Source organism: Microbacterium sp. KNMS, assembly GCF_053851835.1.
Window position 1 is genome coordinate 87980 of record NZ_JBSQBP010000012.1, and the last position, 20718, is coordinate 108697.

The following is a 20718-nucleotide window of genomic DNA, read 5'->3' on the forward strand; positions in this document are numbered from 1 at the left end:
CCGCTCCCGTCGCGTCGCTCAATCGGTCGGCATCACGGCGATCGGCTCGGTCGTCGGGACGCCGGTCGGCGACCCGCCCTCCTGCTCGATCGTCACGGCGACGACGTCGCCGGGCGCCAGCTCTCCGTCGAGCAGGAGCGGCTCGTCGACCCCGCCATCGAACACCCCTGCCGGGATCGGCTCGTCTCCGCGCACGAGCCAGAGCTCGTACTGGCGGCCCTCGTCGAGCGCCGGCGCCTCGTCGGCGAGCACCACGACCTCGCCGACCGAGTGCGACCAGTGCATCTCGATCGCGCCGCCGCCCGGCAACTCGCCCTCGAGCACCTGCCCGTCGTCGGCCTGCGCGATCTGCTCGAGCGCCACGACGGCGTCGGGCCGGTCGAGCAGGCGCCCGATCGTGAGCGCCGAGAGGCCGACCGCCGCGACGACCGCGACGGAGGCCGCGAGCGCGAACCAGCGGCGACGGCCCGGGCGCGCAGGCGCGGATGGCGCGGGCTCCGCCGGCTCGGATGGCGCGGGCCCCGCAGGCTCGGATGCGGCAGGCGCGGATGCCGCGGGCTCGGCAGGCGCATCGGGGCTCTCCTCGCGAGCCACGTCTGCGGGAGCCGCGGCTCCGGCGATCCGCGCGAGCAGCTGGTCCCGGATGGCGGCGGGCGGCGCGACCTCGGGCGTCGCATCGGCGAGCAGCGCGGCGGTCTCCTCGTCGCGCTGCGCACGGGCGCGCAGCGCGGGATCTGCGGCGAGCGCCTGCTCGAGCCGGGCGGCGTCCTCGGGCGACAGCGCGTGGAGGGCGCGGCCGGCGAGCAGCTCGTCGAGGTCCTTCTCGGTCATGCCGGCACCCCCATCCAGGTCCTCAGGCGCGACAGCCCGTCGCGCATCCTCGTCTTCACCGTTCCCAGCGGCGTCGCGGTCATGGCCGCGATCTCGCTCTGCGAGTATCCCCCGTAGTACGCGAGGGTGAGCGCCTCGCGCTGCGCCTCCGGCAGGCTCTGGAGCGCCTCGACGACGCGTCGTCCCTCCATCCGGAGCTCCACATCCTCGGCGACCCCGTCGAACGGCACTCCGAGGTCCCGGAAGCCCACGCGAACATCCCGGTCAGTGCTCGCCTGCGCGGATCGCACGCGGTCGACCGCTCGGCCGTGCGCGATGGTGAGGACCCATGTCCTCCCCTGACCTCTGTTCGGAGAGAAGCGCGCGGCGGATTGCCAGATCTCCAGGAAGACCTCCTGCAGCACCTCCTCGCTCTGCGCGCGGTCGACGAGCACCCGCAGGATGAGGCCGAAGACGCGACCCGAGAGCATGTCGTAGAGCGACGCGAAGGCGCCCTGATCGCCGTCCGCGATGCGCACGAGGAGGTCCGCGACGTGGTCGACGGGTCCGTCGGCGTGCTCGCCCACCTCGACGCCGTCGATCACCATGCCCACAAGCATGCCGCATCCCCGTCACGGGGCGGTCCGCGGGCCATCCCGACGCGATTTCGAGATCGACCCATCCGATTCGCCGACCACCCCGAATACGTCGTGAAAGCCGAGAGGCACCGCCCCTCGGGGCACCCACCGTTGAAGAGGAGAACGCCATGTCCACGAAGAAGTTCACGTTCGCCGGCGCTGCCGTCCTGTCGCTCGTCGCCGTCTTCGGCCTCGCCGCCTGCAGCAGCGGCGCCACCACCGCCGAGGAGGAGCCGACGTCGGGCGATTCCGGCATGGTCGAGGAGTCGGCCGCGCCCGAGGAGACGACGCCCGAGGAGAGCCCCGAGACGATGGCCGACCCGGCCGCGAACCTCGTCGGGCCCGGCTGCGCCGACTACGCCGAGGCGGTGCCGGATGGCGCGGGCTCGATCGAGGGCATGTCCGCCGACCCCGTCGCGGTCGCCGCGTCGAACAACCCGCTGCTGACGACGCTCGTCTCGGCCGTGTCGGGAGAGCTGAACCCCGACGTGAACCTCGTCGACACGCTCAACGGCGACGAGTTCACGGTCTTCGCTCCCGTCGACGACGCGTTCGCGCAGATCGACGAGGCCACGATCGAGACGCTCAGCACCGACGCCGACCTGCTGACGTCGATCCTCACCTACCACGTGGTCCCCGGCCAGATCGCTCCCGACGCGATCGCCGGCACCCACACGACCGTTCAGGGCTCCGACCTCGAGGTGACCGGATCGGGCGACGCCCTCATGGTGAACGACGCGACCGTCATCTGCGGCGGGGTCCAGACTGCCAACGCGACGGTCTACCTCGTCGACACGGTGCTCATGCCCGCGCAGTGACGTCCGCGGGGGGAGGGACGGCGGGCGGTCGGGCACGAGCCCGACCGCCCGCCGTGCACCCAGGAGCCTCTGCGTCTGCGCCCGAGTGCGCCGAGTATCCTCCGACCATGAAGGTCGCACGCGCAGCCGCCGCTCTCGCTCTCGCCGCCGCGATCGCGGGCTGCGCGGCGCAGACGCCGCCCGACGAGACGGCGTCCGAGGAGACCGCCGCGCCCTCGCCGACGGCGGAGACCGCACCGGCCACGGTGACGCCGACGCCCACACCAAGCGGATGGACCGCACCCGACTCTTGCGCGGGGATCGAGGCGGGCGCGACCGTCGACGGCGCGGACCTCGGGGCCTGCGTGCAGGACGTCCTCGTCGCGCAGGGGTCCGGGCGGATCGGCCTCAGCGGCCCGATGCTCCGCGGGACGGTGGACTTCACCTTCGAGCCCGACTATGCATTCCACCTCGACGGCACGGGAGGCACCGACATCCCGTTCGACCTCTGGTTCGTCGACGGCGCGCACTGGCTCGACCGCGGCAACGGCGCCGTCGAGGCCGACGCGTCATCCGACGACGGCGACCAGCAGATCGCCGTCGAGGCCGCCGAGTACGCCGCCCCGTTCTCGGATCCGCGGGCGATCGCCGAGCTCATCGCGGCGAGCCCTGCGTGGGAGGTGGCCGCGGAACCGGCCGCCGCGGGCGTCTACCGCATCGCGAGCACCGCGCCGTTCCACTGGAATGAGGTCGACGTCGACACGTTCGTCCTCCGTCTCGCGTCCGATGCGACGCCGCTGAGCGCCGAGATCGCCCTCACCGTGCACGGCTTCGCCGGAACCGTGACGCAGACCTTCGAGCGGCTCGGCCAGCCCGTCGAGATCACGGCCCCGACGGGCTGAGCCGAGATCGGCTTGCGACGTTTCGACTCGCTCCGCTCGCTCAACGACCGAGAAAGAGCTCGCTCAACGACCGAGAAAGAGCTCGCTCAACGACCGAGAAAGGCGAATTCGCGCTCAACGACCGCGTCGAAACATCGCTCACCGACGGGGAAGGAGCACCTCGGCGCGCCAGCGCTCGAGGACCTCGCGCACCGCGTCATCCTTCTCGTCGACGAGCGCGGCCTCGTACGCCTCCTCGATCACCGTCGCGATGCGCACGCGGCGGCCCGTCGAGGCCGAGCGCACCGCCGCCTCCACCATGGCGAGGCTCGCGACGTTCGACCGGGCGTCGGTCGAGGGCGTCTCCCCCGCGCGCACGGCGGCCACGAACTCGGCGAGCGAGCCCTCGATCTGCTCGGGAGCCGTGTCGAGCTCCTGCTCCACCGACCCGACGCCGATCTCCGCGCGCGGCGCGCCGTCGCCATCCCATTCGGCCGATCCGGCCTCGCCGCTGATGCGCCACCGGCCGTTCCAGGAGGTCTCGAGGCCCGGCGCGCACCAGCTCCCGCTGTAGGTGTAGCGCGCCCCGCCCTCGAACTCGAAGACCGCGACGGCATTCGCGTCGCCGCGGTACCAGCTCCAGCTCGGGTTGTACTCCTCGGCGTACACCGCGACCGGGTCGCGGCCGATGAGATACCGCGCGGCGTCGAACTGGTGGATGGCCATGTCGACGAGGAGCACGTGCTCCATCTCCTCGCGGAAGCCGCCGAAGTGCGGTGCCCGGAAGAAGTCGGTCGTCACGGCGCCGATCTCGCCGAGCCGCTCGGTCTGCCGCTTGAGGGCGCGCAGCCCGTCGAAGTACCGGCGCGACTGGCTGATCATGAGCAGGCGGCCGTGCACCTCGGCGGCGGCCGCCTGGCGGAGGGCGTCCGAGACGGTCGGCGCCGCCGGCTTCTCGCACAGCACGGGGTAGCCCGCGGCGAGCGCCTCGACGTTCACGGGCAGGTGGGCGACAGGCACCGTGACGTTCACGACGACGTCGGCGCCGACCGCGCGCGCGACCTCGGCCGCCGACGTGCCCACCGCGACGTCGGTCAGGCCCGCGTCGGCGAGCGCGTCGTGCGCGGTCGTCATGTTGAGGTCGACGAGGCCGACGAGCTCCGTCTCATCCGAGGCGGTGATCGCCCCGATCCAGGCGCGGCCCATCCCGCCGGCCCCGACCTGCACGACGCGCAGGCGGCCATCCGATTGTCCGGTCAATTGTGCATCGCCCCTTCGTAGCCGCGTCCGTTGTAGAAGTCCTCGGTCTCGTACCGCAGGAGCGTCGGCACCGAGCGCTCCGGACGAAGAGTCTGCGCCCATGCGACGCCGTTCGCGATGACCTTGCGCACCTCGGCCTGGTGGTACACGGGGTAGTCCTGGTCGCCCGGGCTGAAGTAGAAGATCTTGCCGTAGCCGCGGCGGTACGTCATGCCGCTGCGGAACACCTCGCCGCCCGAGAACGTCGAGAGGAACACGAGCTCGTCGGGGGCCGGCACGTCGAAGAACTCCCCGTACATCTCCTGCGCGGGGATGATGAACGGATGCGGCACGCCCTGCGCGATCGGGTGGGTCGGGTCGACCGTCCACACGATCTCGCGGTCGTCCTTCGACCGCCACCGCAGCGTGCACGTCGTGCCCATGAGCTTCCCGAAGATCTTCGACCAGTGCCCCGAGTGAAGCACGAGCAGGCCCATCCCCGCCAGGACGTGCTGATGCACGCGCTCGACGACCTCGTCCGCCACCTCGCCGTGGGCCGCGTGCCCCCACCACACGAGCACGTCGGTCTCGGCGAGCACCTCCTCGGTGAGGCCGTGCTCGGGGTCGTCGAGGGTCACCGTGCGCACCGACACGCGGTCGCCGAGGTTCTCCTCGATGCCCTCCTTGATCGTCGTGTGCATGCCGTCGGGGTAGATGTCGCGCACGTTCTGCTGCACCTGCTCGTGGCGGTTCTCGCCCCAGACGATCACGCGGATCGGGTTGTTCGTCATCGATGTGTCCTTTCAGAGATTCCGGAGGCTTACTTGACCGCGCCGCCCATCGCCCCAGCGGCGATGTAGCGCTGCGCGAGCAGCAGGAGGAGGATCGCGGGCAGCGACGACAGCACGGCCGTCGCCATCACGGCGCTCCAGTTCGACACCTGCGTGCCGAGGTACTGGTAGATGCCGAGCGTGACCGGGCGGATGTCGGGCGTCGTCGTGAGCGTCAGGGCGAAGAGGAAGTCGCTCCACGCGAAGAGGAACGCGAACAGGCCCGCCGTGATGAGCGCGTTCTTCGACACCGGCAGCACGATCGACCAGAACGCGCGGAACTGGCCAGCGCCATCCACGCGCGCGGCCTCGATGATCGAGGGGTGCACGTTCATCATGAACGCGCGCAGCACCAGGATCGCGAACGGGATCGCGTGCGAGGCGTCGGCGAGGATGAGCCCCGCGACGGTGTTGAGCAGCCCGAGGTCGTTGTACGCCGCATAGAGCGCGTTGGCGATGACGATGCCGGGGATCATCTGCGCGATGAGGATGACGAGCAGCGCGATGTTGATCCAGCGGTACCGGAACTGCGCGAGCGCGTACGCCGCCGGTGCCGCGATGCCGAGACTCACGACGACCGCGCCGACCGACACGATGAGGCTCGTGAGGAGGTTGCGGCCCTGGTCGGCGATCGCGCGCTCGTAGCCCGCGAAGCTCGGCTCGAGCGGGATGAGCGCGGCGTTGAGCGTGTTGCCGGACGGCTGCAGCGACGCGTTCACCATCCAGTAGACGGGGAACAGCATGATGCCGAGGAACAGCAGCCCGAGCGCGGTGTAGACGAGCGGACGCCGGCCGCCGGCCCGTCGAGCGGCACGGGGGTCGACCGTGATGAGTGCGGTGGTCATGGTCGTCTCCTTACTCGTCCACGGCCTTGCGGGTGCCGCGCAGGTACACGAACGCGAACACGAGCGAGATGAGGATGAGGATGTTGCTGAAGGCCGCGCCCACGCCGAACTCGAAGTCGATGAACGAGGTCTGGTACGAGCGGATGGCGATCGTCTGCGTCGCGTTCGCCGGCCCGCCGCCCGTGAGGCCGAGGATCACGTCGAGCACCTTGAGCGTGTAGACGACGCCGAGCACGAGCACGACGCCGATGACGGCGCGCAGGTTCGGCAGCGTGATGTGCCAGAACGCCTTCCACCCCGTGGCGCCGTCGAGCGACGCGGCCTCGTAGAGCTCGCCCGGGATGTCCTGCAGCCCGCCGTAGAGCAGCGTCACGTTGAACGGGATGCCGACCCAGATGTTCACGAGGATGACCGCGATGAGCGCGACGTCGGGGCTCGTGAGCCAGGGCACGGCGTTCAGCCCGATCGCCGTGAGGAACTGGTTGAGGATGCCGCTGTCCTGATCGAGGATCGAGCGCCACGTCGCGCTCGCGACGATGAGCGGGAGCAGCCAGGGCAGCAGGAGCATCGCGCGCATGAAGCCGCTCAGCGGGAAGCGCTTCTGGAAGAACACGGCGAGCGCGAGGCCGATCACGAACTGGCCCGCGAGCGATCCGAGCGTGAACAGCAGGGTGTTGACGATGGCCGGCCAGAAGAGGTTGCTCGTGACCGCCGTGACGTAGTTCTGGAGGCCGACCCAGGGCGCCTCGCCCGTGAAGAAGGTCTTGGTCGTGTACTCCTGGAAGCTCATCATCAGGTTCTTGACGATGGGGTAGCCGAAGTACAGCAGGATGTAGACCCCCGCGGGGATCACGAAGAGCGCCTTGACGAAGTCGTCGCGCTGCAGCCGTCGGCGCGGACGTCGCGCGGTGGACGGGATCGAGGTCATCAGCGTCCTCTTCCTCGGGCCGGCCGGGCGCTCGCGCGCCCGGCCGGACGACGGGTGGTGGATCAGCCCTGCGAGGCCTGCTCGAAGGCCTCGGCCGGCGTGGCCTTGCCGGTGATCGCGAGCTGGATCGCGTCGTAGATCACGGTGGCGGCCTCCGGCCAGTCCTCGCCGAGCTTGCCCGTGCGGGCGCGGGCGTCCTTGATCTGCTCCGCGAAGGCCGCCATCTCGGGCACCTGCTCGACGTACTCGTCGATGAGGTCGGTGCGCGTCGGCACGAGGTAGCGGCTCTCGGCGAGCGACATCGAGATGTCGGGGCTCGACATGCACTCGACGAACTCGGCCGCCTTGGCCTGCTTCGCCTCGTCGCCGGTCTGCGGGACGGTCCACACCTCGCCGCCGAGCGGCGCCACGGGCGTCTGGCCCTCCTCGTTCACGGGCACCTGCACCGAGTCCCACTCGACGTCGGTCTCGGCGAGCGCGGGGATCTGCCATGGGCCGTTGATCATCATCGCCGCCTTGCCCGCGACGAACTGGTCCTTGACGTCGCCCTGCTTCCAGTTGACGACGCTCGGCGAGGCGGATCCCGACTCGACGAGGTCGACCCAGAGCTGCAGCGCCTCGGCGACCTCGGGGCTCGTGAGGTCGGTCTCGTCGCCGCCGTTCGTCCACATGAACGGCAGGAACTGCCAGCTGCCCTCGTAGTTCGCGATGGCCGAGAACGCGATGCCGTACTGGTCGCCCTGCGTGAGCTTGGCGGCGGCATCCTTGAGCTCGTCCCACGTCTTCGGCGGCTCGATGCCGGCCTCCTCGAGCGCGGTCACGTTGTAGAACAGGCCGAGCGTGTTGACGGCCGGCCCGATGCCGTAGACCTCGCCCTCGTACGTCGCGGCGTCGAGGATCCCCTGCGCGAAGCCCGAGGTGTCGACGTCGAAGTCGCTGAGCGGCGCGAGGCCGCCGGTCGCGGCGATCTCCTGCACGTCGGGGTTGTCGAGCATGAGCACATCGGGCAGCGTGCGCGACGACGAGCGCTGGAGCACGGTCTGGATGAGGTCGGCGCCGGGGACGGTCTCGCGGTCCAGCTCGACGCCGACCTCGGCGGCGCACGTGTCGAGGGCCTCCTGCACGAGGGTCTTGTCGGGCTCGTTGTTGTAGTAGTCGAGCACGGTGAGCGTGCTGGCGTCGCCGGCGCCCTGGCCGCCGCCGCCGCCGCTGCACGCGGCAAGAGCGAGGGGGACGGCGGCGAGGGCCGCGGTGGCGGTGAGAGCGCGGGTCCTGGTGCGCATGGCGATACTCCTTCGTACGCGGTGGCGGGTGCGGATCCAGCGCTTCCCCTTCGGGCGGTTAAGCGCTTAGATGCTGTGTGAAAGAGTATGGGTTCGGGAGCGGTAAGTTGTCAACCCCACGGTTTGTCACGGCTCGATCTCGGGGAGAGGAGGATGATCGGATGGCCACGATGCAGCAGGTCGCGGAGCGCGCGGGGGTGTCGATCGCGACGGTCTCCTTCGTCGTGAACGGCTCGAAGAAGGTGCTCCCCCACACCCGCGAGCGCGTCGAGGCGGCCATGCGCGAGCTCGGCTACTCGCGCAACCACGCCGGCAGCGCCCTCGCCCGCGGGCGGACCGACATCATCGCGCTCCTCTACCCGGCCTTCGAGCGCAACCTCAGCGGAACCGCCATGACGTTCTTCACGAGCGCGGCTGACCGCGCGCGCGAGCGCGGGTACACGCTCGTGCTCTGGCCCGCCCACAACGAGGCCGCGGAGATCACCGAGCTCACCGCGAGCGGCCTCGTCGACGGCGTGCTCCTCATGGAGGTCCAGCTCGAGGACGGGCGCGTCGACCGCCTCAAGGAGGGACGGACGCCCTTCGCCCTCATCGGGCGCACGCAGGATCCGGAGGGGATGGCCTGGGTCGACGTCGACTTCGCCTCCTCGGTCGAGACCGCAATCGAGGAGCTCGTCGCGCTCGGCCACACGTCGATCCTCTACATCTCCGGCGCGACCGAGAAGCGCTTCGTGGCGCACGGAGGCGTGGCCCGCGCCCGCGAGTCGTATCTCCAGACCATGGCGCAGTCGGGGCTCACGGCGACGACGCTGACCTGCGGGGAGAACTCGGCGGCCGGTCGCCTCCTCGCCGCCGAGCTCGTGGAGCACCACCCCGACGCGACCGCGATCATCCTCATGAACGAGCATGCCGCGCCCGGGCTCGCGATCGGGCTCGCGCAGCACGGCGTGAGGGTGCCCGACGACCTGTCGATCATCTCGATCGGCACATCCGCGCACATGGCCTCGATGGCCGAGCCCGTCCTCACCCACATGGACTCCCCCGCCGCCGAGCTCGGCCGACTCGGTGTCGACGCGATCATCGAGCGCATCAACGAGCCCGACCGCCCGCTGCCGCAGACGCTCATCCCCTGCACGCCCGGCGAGGGCGCCTCCGTCGCGCGCGCTCCCGGCCGCTGACCGCAGCCATCCGAGATCCCTCTCGAAGAGGAGGTTGACGCGCGCCCGCTTCCATGGTTCATTAGTCGAGTAACTAACCGCTCAACCGGAGGTCGCCGTGATCGAAGAAGGCAAGCCCCTGTTCGTGCAGATCGCCGAGCAGGTCGAGGACTCGATCGTCGACGGGAGCCTCGCCGAAGAGGCGCAGGCCCCGTCCACGAACGAGCTCGCCGCCTTCTACCGGATCAACCCGGCGACCGCCGCGAAGGGAGTGAACATGCTCGTCGACAAGGGAGTTCTCTACAAGCGCCGCGGGATCGGCATGTTCGTCTCCCCGGGGGCGCGCGAGCTGCTGCTCGGCGAGCGGCGCAGCGCGTTCGCCGACCGCTACGTGCAGCCCCTGCTCGTCGAAGCCCGCAAGCTCGGGCTCGGGCCCGACGACGTCGCCGACCTCGTGCGCGAGCACGCCGCCCAGACCGCCTCTTCGTGATCGAGAAGGACACCATGAACCCCGTCATCGAGGTCCGGAACCTCACCAAGCGCTACAAGGACAAGCTCGCCCTCGACGATGTCAGCTTCGACATCGAGAAGGACACGATCTACGGCTTCCTCGGCCGCAACGGCGCCGGCAAGACGACCGCCATGTCGATCCTCACGGCCCAGAACTTCGCCACGAGCGGAGAGGTGCGCGTCTTCGGCGAGCGCCCCTACGAGAACGCGCACGTGCTCAGCCGCATGTGCTTCGTGCGGGAGAGCCAGAAGTACCCCGACGACGCGACCCCGCGTCACGCGCTGGCCGCCGCGCGGCTGTTCTTCCCGCACTGGGATCAGGACTTCGCCGACGCCCTCGTCGACGACTTCCAGCTGCCCCTCAAGCGCACGATCAAGAAGCTCTCCCGCGGTCAGCTCTCTGCCGTCGGCGTCATCATCGGGCTCGCTTCGCGCGCCGAGATCACGTTCTTCGACGAGCCCTATCTCGGGCTCGACGCGGTCGCACGGCAGATCTTCTACGACCGGCTGATCGCCGACTACGCCGAGCACCCGCGGACGATCCTCCTCTCGAGCCACCTCATCGACGAGGTCGCGAACCTCATCGAGCGCGTGCTCGTGATCGACGACGGCCGCATCATCATGGATGAGTCGACCGACGACGCCCGCGCGCAGGCCACCAACGTGGTCGGCGACGCCGCCGCCGTGGAGGCGGCCATCCGCGGCCGGGAGGTCATCCACCGAGAGAGCCTCGGTCGCGTGACCTCGGTCACCTTCCTCGGCCCGATCGACGACGCCGAGCGGGCCGAGCTCGCGGCGGCGGGCCTCGACCTCGCCCCCGTCTCCCTGCAGCAGCTCATCGTCCGGCGCACGCAGCGCATCTCCGCGCACACCGGCGCCGGCACCCAGGAAGGAGCACTCCGATGACCGCCCTCTCGACCCCCGAGCACGTCACGCCGCACGGCCGCACGCTCAAGGTCGTGCGCCTGCAGTTCATCAACACGCAGACCTTCATCTGGGTGCCGCTGATCGTGCTCGGCGGCGCGTGGCTCGTGACCCTGCTCGTGTACCTGATCCTCGCGGGCGCCGGCGTCGACGGCCCCAAGTACGGCGGCGGATCGCAGGCCCCGATGTGGTACTTCGCCGTGGTGGGCGCGTACGCCATGACGCTCACCTTCCCGTTCTCGCAGGCGATGAGCCTCACGCGGCGCGAGTTCTTCCTCGGCTCGATGATCGCCGCGGCCGTGAGCGCGCTCGGCCTCTCGGCGGTGTTCGTCGCCATCGGCCTCTTCGAGCAGGCGACCGGCGGATACGGGATCAACGGCTACTTCGCGTACCTCGACTGGGTGTGGGAGGCGGGTGCCCTCGGCGCCGGATTCACGTTCTTCGTCCTGACGATGCTGTTCTTCACGGTCGGCTTCTGGTTCGCGACGATCTACAAGCGGTTCGGGCCCGCCATGCTGACGGCCGCGATCCTCGCCTCGGTGCTCCTGCTCGTGGGCATCGCCGCGCTCATCACGTGGCAGCAGGCCTGGCCCGAGGTCGGGGCCTGGATCGTCGAGAGCGGCGCCGTCGGGCTGTCGCTGTGGGGCCTGCTGCTCGGTGCGGTGCTCGCGGCGGGGTCGTACGCGACGCTGCGGCGGATGCCCGCCTGACCGCGGATGGCGATGGCCGCTTCCCGAGGGAGGCGGCCATCGCCGCGTCCTGTCACACATCCGCCTCGGCCGGCGTCTCCATGTCGAAGGCTCGACAGAGGAGGCATCATGGGGAACGTGACGGGACGCAGTACCGAGGTCGTCGTCATCGGCGGCGGCTACGCGGGAGTGCTGGCGGCGAACCGCCTCACGCTCCGCGACGACGTGGCGGTGACGCTCGTGAACGCGCGCGATCGCTTCGTCGAGCGGGTGCGCCTCCACCAGCTCGTGGGCGGATCGGATGACGCCGTCGTCGACTTCGGCGACCTGCTCGCGAAGCGGGTCCGCCTCGTCGTCGACACCGTGACCGAGATCGACGCGCCCCGCCGGCGGCTCGTGCTCGAGAAGGGCGAGCCGCTCGCGTACGACTACCTCGACTACGCCGTGGGCAGCACGAGCGGACCGCTCGAGGTGCCCGGCGCCGCGGAGCACGCGCTCCCGCTCGCGACGCTCGAGGAGGCCGAGCGGGTGCGCGCGGCACTCGGGAGCGCTCCCGTCGACGCGCCCCTCGTCGTCGTGGGCTCGGGTCCGCTCGGCATCGAGACCGCCGCGGAGCTCGCCGAGCTCGGCCGCCGCGTGACGCTCGTGTGCGGGCGCGTTCTCAGCCCGTACAGCCACGAGAGCGCGCGCCGGACCATCCGCCGCCGTCTCGAGAGCCTCGGGGTGCAGCTGCTCGAGGGGACGACCGCCGTGCGCGTCACGCGCGCATCCGTCGAGCTCGCCGACGGGCGCTCGACGCCGAGCGCCGTCACGATCTGGACCGCGGGCTTCGCCGCCGCGGATCTCGCGCGCCGCAGCGGCCTCTCGACCGACGCGGACGGCCGACTGCTCGCCGACGAGACGCTCACGAGCATCGACGACGACCGCATCGTCGCGACCGGCGACGCGGCCTCGCCGCAGGGCGTGCCGCTGCGGATGAGCTGCCAGGCCGCGCTGCCGCTCGGGTCGCACGCCGCCGACACGGTGCTGCAGCGGATCGCGGGAGGCGCACCCGCCGGCTTCGACCGCGGCATCGCGGCGATGTGCGTGAGCCTCGGGCGCCGCTTCGGCGTGTTCCAGTTCGCGCGCTTCGACGACACAGCCATCCGGCTGCACGTGCCCGGCCGACTCGGCGCGCTCCTCAAGGAGGAGGCGTGCAAGAGCCCGATCTCGCAGATCAGGGCCGAGGCGCGCCGCCCCGGCACGCACCGCTGGCCGGTCAAGGACGGCCGGCGCGCCGAGCGCGTGCGCGCGGCATCGGATGGCGCGCGCCGGCTCGGCGAGAGCGGCGAGCGCCCGGCGGCGAGCGCGGCATGAGCGCCCCCGCGACCGAGGCGTTCGTCCGCCACCGCAACCTGCTCTTCACCGTGGCGTACGAGATGCTCGGGTCGGCCGCCGACGCCGAGGACGTGCTGCAGGAGGCCTGGCTGCGCTGGTCGGGTGTGGACCAGGACGAGGTTCGCGACGAGCGCGCGTACCTCGTGCGGATCGTCACGCGCCTGTCTCTCGATCAGATCCGGACGCTGAGCCGCCGCAAGGAGACGTACGTCGGCGAGTGGCTGCCCGAGCCGCTGCGGACGACCCCCGACGTGGCCGAGGACGTCGAGCTCGCCGAGAGCGTGTCGATGGCGCTCATGGTCGTGCTCGAGACGCTCGCACCCACCGAGCGGGCCGTGTTCGTGCTGAGGGAGGCGTTCGGGTTCGACTACGCCGAGATCGCCGAGTCGCTCGACAAGTCGCCCGCGGCCATCCGCCAGATCGCGCATCGCGCGCGGGCGCACGTGGAGGCCCGCCGCCCCCGGCAGACCGTGTCGATGCGCGAGGCGCGCGTCGCCGTCGCGGCGATGCAGCGGGCGATCGGGGCCGGCGACTTCCAGGCGCTGCTTGACGTGCTCGCGCCCGACGTCGTCATGATCGCCGACGGCGGCGGCCGGAAGCAGGCCGCGGTGCGCCCGATCGTGGGCGCCGACCGCGTCGTCCGCCTGCTCACGGGCGGCATGGCGAAGCACGGCGGGGTGCTGACCTCGGCGCCCGCCGACCTCAACGGCACGCCGGCGCTGCTGCTGTCGGTCGACGGGGAGGTCGACGGAGCCCTGGCACTGCGCGTCGAGGACGGCCTCGTCACGGGGCTCTACTACGTGCGGAACCCCGAGAAGCTCTCGCGCATCGCGACCGAGACGGCGCTCTCGCGCTAGCTCTGGCGCTGCTCGGCCGCGGCCTCGTGGTGGCGGATGACCTCGGCGACGACGAAGTTGAACCACTTCTCGGCGAACTCGGGGTCGAGGTGCGCGGCCTCGGCGAGCGCGCGCAGCCGCGCGACCTGCTGCTCCTCGCGCTTCGGGTCGGACGCCGGGAGGGCGTGCTCGGCCTTGAGGCGGCCGACCTGCTGCGTGCAGCGGAAGCGCTCGGCGAGCATGTAGACGAGCGCGGCGTCGATGTTGTCGATGCTGGCGCGCAGGCGCAGCAGCTCGGCGCGGGCTTCCTCGTCGTTCAGGCTCATGCCATCGAGGGTACCGGCCCTCAGCGCGTGGGCAGGAGGTGCGTCGGCGTCGCCAGCGGCAGGCGGTGCCGCGGTCGGGAGGGCACGCCCGTGCGCGTGTCGAGCGGGAGCGAGACGATCTCGCTCGACCCCTGGCCCGCGACGAGCAGGGCGTCGCGCCCGACGAAGTGGTGCCGCGGCGTCACGACGCCCGCCTCGACGAGCGCGACCTGATCGAGAGAGCCGCCGTCGCCTCGCACCCTCAGCACGGCGATCGTGTCGCTGCCGCGCAGGCCCGCGTAGAGGAACTCGCCGTCGCGCGAGCGGGCCAGCTCGGCGCCGGTGTCGCCGGCGAGCGATGCGCCCGACGCGGGCGATCCGCCGCGCAGCGCCCAGTGGCCATCCCGATCGCGCCCGAGCACGAAGACCTCGCCCGAGAACTCGGTGAGCACGTAGAGGTACCCGCTCGGGTGCAGCACCATGTGCCGCGGCCCGGTGCCGAACGGGAGCACGACCTCGTGGTGCGGCGCGAGCCCGCGCGCCGAGTGCCGCCAGAAGCGCACGAGGTCGTAGCCGAGGTCGGTCGTCGCGACGAGCCCGCCGGGCAGGAAGAGCGCCGAATGCGCGCGGGACGGCCGGGGCTCGGATGGCGCGCGGACGCCCGCCTCCGGGTCGCCATCCGCGACGCGCGCGTCTCGGAGGAGCGTCTCGAGGCCGCCGTCGTCGTCGCGCTTCGCGAGGAGGTCGCGCACGGCGGGATCGTCGAACGGGTCGGACGCGCCCTGGCCGAGCGCGGCGAGGAGGCCTGCCAGACCGTCGTCCTCCGTGTTCCCCGCGAGCATCGAGGCGATCCGGCTCGGGTCGGCGTCGCCCTCGACGAGGGCGCGCAGGTCCATCGCGCCCTCCCATGACGGCTGCGCGCTCTGCTCGCCCGCGAGGAGGGCCGCGATGTCGGTCGGCTCAGCGCCCTGCGCCAGGAGGTCCTTCACGTCCACCGTGCCCTCGCCCTCGAGCGCGGCGCCGAGGTCGGGCTCGGGTGCCACGGCATACGGGTCGGCGGCCGCTGCGCCGAGCGTCGGCGCAGCGAGCGTTCCGTCCGCACGCAGCGGGACGTGCACGACCCGTCCATCGCCCCAGCACGACGCGATGAGGTGCGAGCCGTCGGCGGCGACCGCGAGATGGCACACCGCGGCTCCCGCCTCGACGGCGTCGCCGTGCGGTGCGAGCGCGACCTCCCCCGTCCGCGCGAACGCGGCGATCCGGCCGTCCGCCTCGAGCGCGGCGTAGACGACGTCGCGGGTCGGGTGAGCGGCGAGCCACGACGCCGATTCGGCCCGCGCGGCGAGGCCGCGGTCGGCGAGCATGCCTCCGGCGAGCGGCGACTCCGCCTCCCCCGCCGTGATGAGCGAGATGCCCTCGGACTCCCCGCCCTGCGCAGGGCCCCATCCGCCGATCCAGAACTTCATGTGGCCATCCTCTCGCGCCGGGGCGCACCGTCAGTCCAGATACGGCCGCACCGCTTGGGCGAAGTCCGGCACGCCGGCCCGCGCGAGCACGACCAGCAGGTCGTCGATCGACAGCTCGGGGCGCCGATAGTCCGCGACGAGCTCCGTCAGCGCTCCGACGGTAGGGCCCGGATAGAGCGACTCGTAGCCGACGACGATCGCATCGGGGAAGTGCGTGCGCATGGTCGTGATTCTGCGCTCGACCAGGTCAGCATCCTGTCCATTCAGGATGAGGTTCCGCTCGAGCTCCTCGAGGATCGTCTCCGACCACAATGGACGAAAGAGCCCACGCTCCGCGAGCGTCAAGAACACGTCGTTGAGGTACGACCCGTAGAGATCGTTCGTGTCGAGGAGCGCCGGGAATCTGGTCATCTACCCGTCCAGCTCGGACTTCCGCTTCAGCTCGGGCACGTCAGGGCCGATGCGGGTGCGCGCCGCCGTCTCGCGCGCGAGGTCGGCGAGCGCTGCCCTCCGCTCGATCCGTGAACGCTCCTGATACGCCGCCACGTCGCGCAGCGTCACTCGGCGGTGTCTCCCGACCTTCTCATGAGCGATCGCACCCGTCTCGAGGAGCTTCACGAGCGTCGGTCGCGACACTCCGAGGAAGTCCGCGGCCTCCTGCGTCGTGAGCTTGGTGGCGTAGGGCATCACGGTCACCCCGTCACCGAGCGCGAGCACATTCGCCACCTGCTCGAGCACCTGAAAGAGCTCCGCAGGGATCCTGCGCTCGCTCCCGTCAGGAGCGACGAGCTTCGCCTCGCCATCGCCCGCAGCGTTCGCGTCGATCCCGTTGAGAACCTGCGCGAACGAGAGCAGCTCTTCCAACTCCTCGCGCTCGGGAAAATACGTGCGCGAACGCCGCGCACGCGTCGACCCCGCTTCGACGTTCATGAAAACATGATATTCGAAATATTCGCAATTCGCAGCACGGTGCGGGCTATGCCGCCCGGGGCTGGCCGTGCGGGCTACGCCGCCCCGCGGGTCGCCGTGCGGATGCGGTAGAGGCTCGTCGTCGCCGTGATGAAGAGCTCGTCGCCGTCGGCGCCGCCGAAGCACACATTCGACACGACCTCAGGCACGGCGATGAAGGCCGCCTCGCGGCCGTCGCGCTCGTACACGTGCACGCCGTCGCCCGCCGACGACCACACGCGGCCGTCGACGTCGACCGCGATGCCGTCGGAGTGGCCCACGGCCGGTGCCGCGAAGCGACGGCCGCTCCCCACCGCGACGCCCTGCACGTCGTAGGCGTGGATCGCCGGAGCGGCACCCGTGTCGGTCACGTAGAGGACCGCGCCGTCGGGCGAGAACGCGATGCCATTGGGGCGGTCGAGGTCGCGGACGATGGGCGCGAGCGTGCCGTCGGGACCGAGCCGGAACACCCAGCACGCCCCGTACTCGCGCTCGCCCGGGTGCCCCTCGAGCGGCTGCGTGATGCCGTAGTCGGGGTCCGTGAACCAGTACGCGCCGTCCGCGGCGATGGCGACGTCGTTCGGGGAGTTGAGCCGCACGCCGCCGTACCCGTCCGCGAGAGCCGACACCGTGCCATCCGCCCACTCCCGCTCGAGCCGCCGACGGCCGTGCGAGCACTGCACGACGCTGCCGTCCCGATCGAGCGCGCGCCCGTTCGTGAACTCGACGCCCGTGCGGTGCTCGGTCGCGTCGCCGGTCGCCGCATCCCACCGGAGGATGCGGTCGCCCGGGATGTCGCTCCAGCGCACGCAGCCCTCGGCGGGAATCCACAGCGGCCCCTCGCACCAGGTTCCGCCCGTCCAGAGCCGCTCGAGCGCGGCGCCCGCGGCGATCACGCGCTCAGATGAGGTCGTGGCGCACGATCACCTGGTCGCGGCCGGGGCCGACGCCGATGACCGAGATGCGCGTGCCGCTCATCTCCTCGAGCGCGAGCACGTAGTCCTGCGCGGTCTGCGGCAGGTCCTCGAACGTGCGCGCCGAGGAGATGTCCTCGCTCCAGCCCGCGTAGTGCTCGAGGATCGGCGTCGCGTGGTGGAAGTCGCTCTGGTTGACCGGCACCTCGTCGAAGCGCTCGCCGTTCACGTCGTACGCGACGCACACGGGGATCTTCTCGAGTCCGGTGAGGATGTCGAGCTTCGTGAGGACGAGGTCGGTGATGCCGTTGATGCGGGTCGCGTAGCGCGTGATGGGGGCGTCGTACCAGCCCACCCGGCGCGGGCGCCCGGTCGTCGTGCCGAACTCGAAGCCCGCCGCACGCAGCCAGTCGCCCTGCTCGTCGAAGAGCTCGGTCGGGAACGGGCCCGACCCGACGCGCGTCGTGTAGGCCTTGACGATGCCGACGATGCGGTCGAGGCGGCCGGGGCCGACGCCCGATCCGGTCGCGGCTCCGCCCGCGGTCGCCGACGACGACGTCACGAACGGGTAGGTGCCGTGGTCGATGTCGAGCATGGTGGCCTGGCCGCCCTCGAACACCACGACCTCGCCGGCGTCGAGCGCCTGGTTGAGGAGGAGGCCGGTGTCGCACACCATCGGGCGGAGGCGCTCGGCGTACGACAGGAGGTCCTCGACGATCTCGTCGCACGTGATGCCGCGCCGGTTGAAGACCTTCACGAGCAGGTGGTTCTTCTGCTCGAGCGCGCCCTCGACCTTCTGGCGGAGGATGCTCTCGTCGAACAGGTCCTGCACGCGGATGCCGACGCGGTTGATCTTGTCGGCGTAGGCGGGGCCGATGCCGCGCCCGGTCGTGCCGATCTGGCGCTTGCCGAGGAAGCGCTCGGTGACCTTGTCGAGCGTGCGGTGGTACTGGGTGATGATGTGCGCGTTCGCGCTCACGCGGAGCTTCGAGACGTCGATGCCGCGCGCCGAGAGCGCGTCGAGCTCGGCGAAGAGCACCTCGAGGTCGATGACGACGCCGTTGCCGATGACGGGGTTCACGCCGGGGCTCAGGATGCCGGAGGGCAGGAGGTGCAGAGCGTACTTCTCGTCGCCGATGACGACGGTGTGCCCGGCGTTGTTGCCGCCATTGAACTTGACGACCCAGTCGGTCCGCTCGCCGAGCAGATCGGTCGCCTTGCCCTTGCCCTCGTCGCCCCACTGGACGCCCACGATCACGATGCCCGGCATGGAATACCCCCTGATGGGTCGTTGTGCCCGGATGCCCGGAACGGCTCCCGGCGGAGGCGTGCGTGTGCCGCGGCGCTCTCCCTGGCCATCCTATCGGGGGCGGTCCGCGGCGCCCGCTGAGCTGCCACGGGGCGTCATCGGCCTCGGGATTGCCAGCGTTCTCCGATACCGTCGAGGGGATGCGCATGTGGAACCTCCCTCTCCAGCCCGCGCGGATGGCGGCGGCGCGATGAGCGCGCGCCTCGGGCTGCAGACGGCTCAGCTTCTGCAGGAGATGATCCGCAACGCGGCGGTGAACGACGGCCGTCCGGACTCCGGCCACGAGATCCGCCAGGTGCGTACCCTGCAGAGCTTCTTCGAGGGATCCGGGCTCGACGGCGTCGTCGTCGAGCCGCACCCGGGCCGCGGGAGCCTCATCATCCGCATCCCGGGCACCGACCCGCACGCGCCGTCCCTCGCCCTGCTCGGGCACACCGACGTCGTGCCCGTCGAGGAGGCCGGCTGGGAGCGCGATCCGTTCGGCGGCGAGATCGTCGACGGCGTGCTGTGGGGCCGCGGCGCGATCGACATGCTCAACCTCACGGCGGCCTACGCCGTCGTGACGCGGGAGATCGCACGGCAGCGGTTCCGCCCGCGCGGCGACCTCGTCTTCGCCGCCGTCGCCGACGAGGAGAACGGCGGCCACTACGGCGCAGGCTGGCTCACCGAGCACCGGCTCGACCTCATCGACGCCGACTACGTGCTGACCGAGTCGGGCGGCGCCCCCGCGGGCGGCAAGCCCGCGATCGGCATCATGATCGGCGAGAAGGGCCAGGCGCCGCGCACGCTGCGCGTCACGGGCGTCCCGGGCCACGGATCGGCCCCGTGGGGATCGCGCAACGCCGCCGTCATCGCGGCCGAGGCCGTCGCGCGCATCGCGCGGTTCCGCACGCCGACCGTGATCACGCCGCAGTGGCACGCGTACGCCGACGCGCTCGAGCTCGACGCGGAGACGACCGCGAAGCTGCAGGACCCCGAGCGCCTCTACGAGGGACTGCCCGCGACCGGCCTGCTGCAGGGGTTCGCGCACGCGTCGACGCACACGACCATCTCGCCGAACGTCGTGCACGCGGGCGACAAGCTCAACGTGATCCCCGGCGAGGCGACCGTGCGCCTCGACATCCGCGTCCTCCCCGACGTCGACGCGGCGGATGTCGACGGCTATCTGCGCGAGGCGCTCGGCGACCTGCTCGAGAACGTGCGCATCGAGGGCGACGAGTTCGTGCAGTCGACCGTCTCGCCCACCGACACTCCTCTCTTCGACGTGCTGCGCGGGGCGGTCCGGCGCGCGCGCCCCGACGCCGACCTGCTGCCGATGCTCGCCGCGGGCGGCACGGACGGGCGCTTCTATCGCCTGCGCGGCGTGCCGGCCTACGGCTTCGGCGTGCTCAGCGACCGCTGGGACTACGGCAAGTTCCGCACCCTCTTCCACGGGCACAACGAGCGCATCGATCTCGAGTCGCTCGACCTCACGGTGGACGCGATCGACCACGTCGTGCGCGAGTTCCTCGGGCGCGATCACGGCGTGCGCGTGAAGCGCTGAGCGCACCCGCGTCTCCGTTCGGTCGCGCCTGCGCGCGGAGGTGCGCTGTCGTCTGGTGTGCTGTCGTCTGGTGTGCGGGGTGGATGTCGGTGGTGTGTGCTAGCGCTCGTCGCAGAAACATCCCGATCAGGGGAAGAAAAGTGTTGCGTTTGTCGTATCGATGTTCTATGCTGGATGCATGGCGAAGGAGCCAGGATTCGAACCTCTCTTCCCGGGCGCGGCGGTCCGGGACGCACTCGCGCGACTGGACGGCCTGGCCGAGGGCGTGCGTGAGGTGACGGACGCGGACCTGATCGCGTTCGCGGGGGAGGTCGAGCACCTCGGGCGCACGCTCGATGCGCTGCGCACCCGGGTCGCGGGAGAGGTCGATGCCCGCTCCCGTCGCGGTGACGACGACCCGCTCGCGGGCCGGTACGGGTGCCGCACCGGGCTCGAGCTGCTCGAACGGCTCACCGGGGCGTCGAACCGGGAGCTGCGCGGGCGGGTGCG

Annotated in this window: 23 protein-coding genes; 10 read left to right on the forward strand and 13 right to left on the reverse strand. The window is 71.3% G+C overall.

All coding sequences use genetic code 11. The features are described 5' to 3' along the window. Nucleotides 1-18 precede the first annotated feature (18 nt). A complete protein-coding gene (locus tag ACWXWW_RS09365; protein WP_455969724.1) occupies nt 19-831 on the reverse strand; it encodes an anti-sigma factor in 813 nt (270 codons plus the stop codon). Continuing rightward, nucleotides 828-1430, reverse strand: a complete 603-nt coding sequence (gene sigK / locus ACWXWW_RS09370; protein WP_271174179.1) for an ECF RNA polymerase sigma factor SigK — start codon at nt 1428-1430, stop codon at nt 828-830. The genes ACWXWW_RS09365 and sigK overlap by 4 nt, the downstream gene beginning before the upstream one ends. A gap of 146 nt (nt 1431-1576) precedes the next feature. On the opposite strand from sigK, the gene ACWXWW_RS09375 reads away from it, so the two are divergent. Together ACWXWW_RS09375 and ACWXWW_RS09380 are read left to right on the forward strand one after the other, a co-directional pair. After that, on the forward strand, nt 1577-2266 hold the full coding sequence (locus ACWXWW_RS09375; RefSeq protein WP_455969726.1) for a fasciclin domain-containing protein: 690 nt from the start codon (nt 1577-1579) through the stop codon (nt 2264-2266). Nucleotides 2267-2373: 107 nt separating this feature from the next. Next, on the forward strand, nt 2374-3147 hold the full coding sequence (locus ACWXWW_RS09380; protein WP_455969728.1) for a hypothetical protein: 774 nt from the start codon (nt 2374-2376) through the stop codon (nt 3145-3147). A gap of 138 nt (nt 3148-3285) precedes the next feature. On the opposite strand, the gene ACWXWW_RS09385 is transcribed toward ACWXWW_RS09380, so the two are convergent. The 5 genes from ACWXWW_RS09385 to ACWXWW_RS09405 form a co-directional block, all read right to left on the reverse strand. Next, complete coding sequence (locus ACWXWW_RS09385) at nt 3286-4386, reverse strand: Gfo/Idh/MocA family protein (RefSeq protein ID WP_282979949.1); 1101 nt, start codon at nt 4384-4386, stop codon at nt 3286-3288. Beyond that, nucleotides 4383-5156 carry a ThuA domain-containing protein gene (locus ACWXWW_RS09390; protein ID WP_271174183.1) on the reverse strand — a complete coding sequence of 258 codons (774 nt, stop codon included), beginning with the start codon at nt 5154-5156 and terminating at the stop codon, nt 4383-4385. The genes ACWXWW_RS09385 and ACWXWW_RS09390 overlap by 4 nt, the downstream gene beginning before the upstream one ends. 29 nt (nt 5157-5185) lie before the next feature. Continuing rightward, complete coding sequence (locus tag ACWXWW_RS09395; protein ID WP_324013441.1) at nt 5186-6040, reverse strand: carbohydrate ABC transporter permease; 855 nt, start codon at nt 6038-6040, stop codon at nt 5186-5188. 10 nt (nt 6041-6050) lie between these two features. Continuing rightward, complete coding sequence (locus tag ACWXWW_RS09400) at nt 6051-6968, reverse strand: carbohydrate ABC transporter permease (protein ID WP_271174185.1); 918 nt, start codon at nt 6966-6968, stop codon at nt 6051-6053. Nucleotides 6969-7030: 62 nt separating this feature from the next. Then, nucleotides 7031-8251 (reverse strand): sugar ABC transporter substrate-binding protein, encoded by a 1221-nt coding sequence (locus ACWXWW_RS09405; protein ID WP_455969729.1) that lies wholly within the window; start codon nt 8249-8251, stop codon nt 7031-7033. Nucleotides 8252-8412: 161 nt separating this feature from the next. Here ACWXWW_RS09405 and ACWXWW_RS09410 point away from each other — a divergent pair, with 161 nt between their 5' ends. The 6 genes from ACWXWW_RS09410 to ACWXWW_RS09435 all read left to right on the forward strand — a co-directional run bounded on the left by ACWXWW_RS09410 (nt 8413) and on the right by ACWXWW_RS09435 (nt 13765). Further along, on the forward strand, nt 8413-9429 hold the full coding sequence (locus ACWXWW_RS09410) for a LacI family DNA-binding transcriptional regulator (RefSeq protein WP_455969730.1): 1017 nt from the start codon (nt 8413-8415) through the stop codon (nt 9427-9429). 97 nt (nt 9430-9526) lie between these two features. Beyond that, entirely contained in the window at nt 9527-9898 is a 372-nt protein-coding gene (locus tag ACWXWW_RS09415) for a GntR family transcriptional regulator (protein WP_271174188.1), read from the forward strand. Between the two features lie 14 nt (nt 9899-9912). Next, nucleotides 9913-10824 carry an ABC transporter ATP-binding protein gene (locus ACWXWW_RS09420; protein WP_455969731.1) on the forward strand — a complete coding sequence of 304 codons (912 nt, stop codon included), beginning with the start codon at nt 9913-9915 and terminating at the stop codon, nt 10822-10824. Next, the gene (locus ACWXWW_RS09425) at nt 10821-11552 is read left to right on the forward strand and encodes a hypothetical protein (protein WP_455969732.1); all 732 of its coding nucleotides are present in this window, start codon (nt 10821-10823) and stop codon (nt 11550-11552) included. Before ACWXWW_RS09420 ends, ACWXWW_RS09425 begins: the two co-directional genes overlap by 4 nt. A 117-nt stretch (nt 11553-11669) precedes the next feature. Beyond that, nucleotides 11670-12887, forward strand: a complete 1218-nt coding sequence (locus tag ACWXWW_RS09430; RefSeq protein WP_455969733.1) for an NAD(P)/FAD-dependent oxidoreductase — start codon at nt 11670-11672, stop codon at nt 12885-12887. Next, nucleotides 12884-13765 carry an RNA polymerase sigma-70 factor gene (locus ACWXWW_RS09435; protein ID WP_455969734.1) on the forward strand — a complete coding sequence of 294 codons (882 nt, stop codon included), beginning with the start codon at nt 12884-12886 and terminating at the stop codon, nt 13763-13765. Before ACWXWW_RS09430 ends, ACWXWW_RS09435 begins: the two co-directional genes overlap by 4 nt. On the opposite strand, the gene ACWXWW_RS09440 is transcribed toward ACWXWW_RS09435, so the two are convergent. The 6 genes from ACWXWW_RS09440 to ACWXWW_RS09465 all read right to left on the reverse strand — a co-directional run bounded on the left by ACWXWW_RS09440 (nt 13762) and on the right by ACWXWW_RS09465 (nt 18647). After that, a complete protein-coding gene (locus ACWXWW_RS09440; RefSeq protein ID WP_455969735.1) occupies nt 13762-14070 on the reverse strand; it encodes a chorismate mutase in 309 nt (102 codons plus the stop codon). The two genes, ACWXWW_RS09435 and ACWXWW_RS09440, sit on opposite strands and share 4 nt — an antisense overlap. A gap of 20 nt (nt 14071-14090) precedes the next feature. Continuing rightward, nucleotides 14091-15515 carry a lactonase family protein gene (locus tag ACWXWW_RS09445; RefSeq protein ID WP_455969736.1) on the reverse strand — a complete coding sequence of 475 codons (1425 nt, stop codon included), beginning with the start codon at nt 15513-15515 and terminating at the stop codon, nt 14091-14093. A 30-nt stretch (nt 15516-15545) separates the two neighbouring features. Then, nucleotides 15546-15926 carry a hypothetical protein gene (locus tag ACWXWW_RS09450; RefSeq protein WP_455969737.1) on the reverse strand — a complete coding sequence of 127 codons (381 nt, stop codon included), beginning with the start codon at nt 15924-15926 and terminating at the stop codon, nt 15546-15548. Then, nucleotides 15927-16445, reverse strand: coding sequence for a helix-turn-helix domain-containing protein (locus ACWXWW_RS09455; protein ID WP_455969738.1), 519 nt, complete (start codon nt 16443-16445; stop codon nt 15927-15929). A gap of 74 nt (nt 16446-16519) precedes the next feature. Then, on the reverse strand, nt 16520-17359 hold the full coding sequence (locus tag ACWXWW_RS09460) for an SMP-30/gluconolactonase/LRE family protein (protein ID WP_455969739.1): 840 nt from the start codon (nt 17357-17359) through the stop codon (nt 16520-16522). Between the two features lie 4 nt (nt 17360-17363). Beyond that, nucleotides 17364-18647 carry an adenylosuccinate synthase gene (locus ACWXWW_RS09465; protein WP_282980546.1) on the reverse strand — a complete coding sequence of 428 codons (1284 nt, stop codon included), beginning with the start codon at nt 18645-18647 and terminating at the stop codon, nt 17364-17366. Between the two features lie 229 nt (nt 18648-18876). Between ACWXWW_RS09465 and ACWXWW_RS09470 the strand changes: the two genes are divergently transcribed. Continuing rightward, nucleotides 18877-20229, forward strand: coding sequence for a M20/M25/M40 family metallo-hydrolase (locus ACWXWW_RS09470; protein WP_271174774.1), 1353 nt, complete (start codon nt 18877-18879; stop codon nt 20227-20229). 178 nt (nt 20230-20407) lie between these two features. After that, nucleotides 20408-20718, forward strand: a 311-nt coding sequence (locus ACWXWW_RS09475; protein WP_455969740.1) for a hypothetical protein, incomplete at its 3' end; no start/stop codon positions are given.

Coding starts and splice junctions, on each gene's coding strand:
- ACWXWW_RS09465 (WP_282980546.1), bottom strand. CDS start 18,647: ATGCCGGGCATCGTGATCGTGGGCGTCCAGTGGGGCGACGAGGGCAAG.
- ACWXWW_RS09440 (WP_455969735.1), bottom strand. CDS start 14,070: ATGAGCCTGAACGACGAGGAAGCCCGCGCCGAGCTGCTGCGCCTGCGC.
- ACWXWW_RS09380 (WP_455969728.1), top strand. CDS start 2,374: ATGAAGGTCGCACGCGCAGCCGCCGCTCTCGCTCTCGCCGCCGCGATC.
- ACWXWW_RS09455 (WP_455969738.1), bottom strand. CDS start 16,445: ATGAACGTCGAAGCGGGGTCGACGCGTGCGCGGCGTTCGCGCACGTAT.
- ACWXWW_RS09425 (WP_455969732.1), top strand. CDS start 10,821: ATGACCGCCCTCTCGACCCCCGAGCACGTCACGCCGCACGGCCGCACG.
- ACWXWW_RS09435 (WP_455969734.1), top strand. CDS start 12,884: ATGAGCGCCCCCGCGACCGAGGCGTTCGTCCGCCACCGCAACCTGCTC.
- sigK (WP_271174179.1), bottom strand. CDS start 1,430: ATGCTTGTGGGCATGGTGATCGACGGCGTCGAGGTGGGCGAGCACGCC.
- ACWXWW_RS09470 (WP_271174774.1), top strand. CDS start 18,877: ATGAGCGCGCGCCTCGGGCTGCAGACGGCTCAGCTTCTGCAGGAGATG.
- ACWXWW_RS09445 (WP_455969736.1), bottom strand. CDS start 15,515: ATGAAGTTCTGGATCGGCGGATGGGGCCCTGCGCAGGGCGGGGAGTCC.
- ACWXWW_RS09365 (WP_455969724.1), bottom strand. CDS start 831: ATGACCGAGAAGGACCTCGACGAGCTGCTCGCCGGCCGCGCCCTCCAC.
- ACWXWW_RS09390 (WP_271174183.1), bottom strand. CDS start 5,156: ATGACGAACAACCCGATCCGCGTGATCGTCTGGGGCGAGAACCGCCAC.
- ACWXWW_RS09375 (WP_455969726.1), top strand. CDS start 1,577: ATGTCCACGAAGAAGTTCACGTTCGCCGGCGCTGCCGTCCTGTCGCTC.
- ACWXWW_RS09405 (WP_455969729.1), bottom strand. CDS start 8,251: ATGCGCACCAGGACCCGCGCTCTCACCGCCACCGCGGCCCTCGCCGCC.
- ACWXWW_RS09400 (WP_271174185.1), bottom strand. CDS start 6,968: ATGACCTCGATCCCGTCCACCGCGCGACGTCCGCGCCGACGGCTGCAG.
- ACWXWW_RS09395 (WP_324013441.1), bottom strand. CDS start 6,040: ATGACCACCGCACTCATCACGGTCGACCCCCGTGCCGCTCGACGGGCC.
- ACWXWW_RS09410 (WP_455969730.1), top strand. CDS start 8,413: ATGGCCACGATGCAGCAGGTCGCGGAGCGCGCGGGGGTGTCGATCGCG.
- ACWXWW_RS09450 (WP_455969737.1), bottom strand. CDS start 15,926: ATGACCAGATTCCCGGCGCTCCTCGACACGAACGATCTCTACGGGTCG.
- ACWXWW_RS09420 (WP_455969731.1), top strand. CDS start 9,913: ATGAACCCCGTCATCGAGGTCCGGAACCTCACCAAGCGCTACAAGGAC.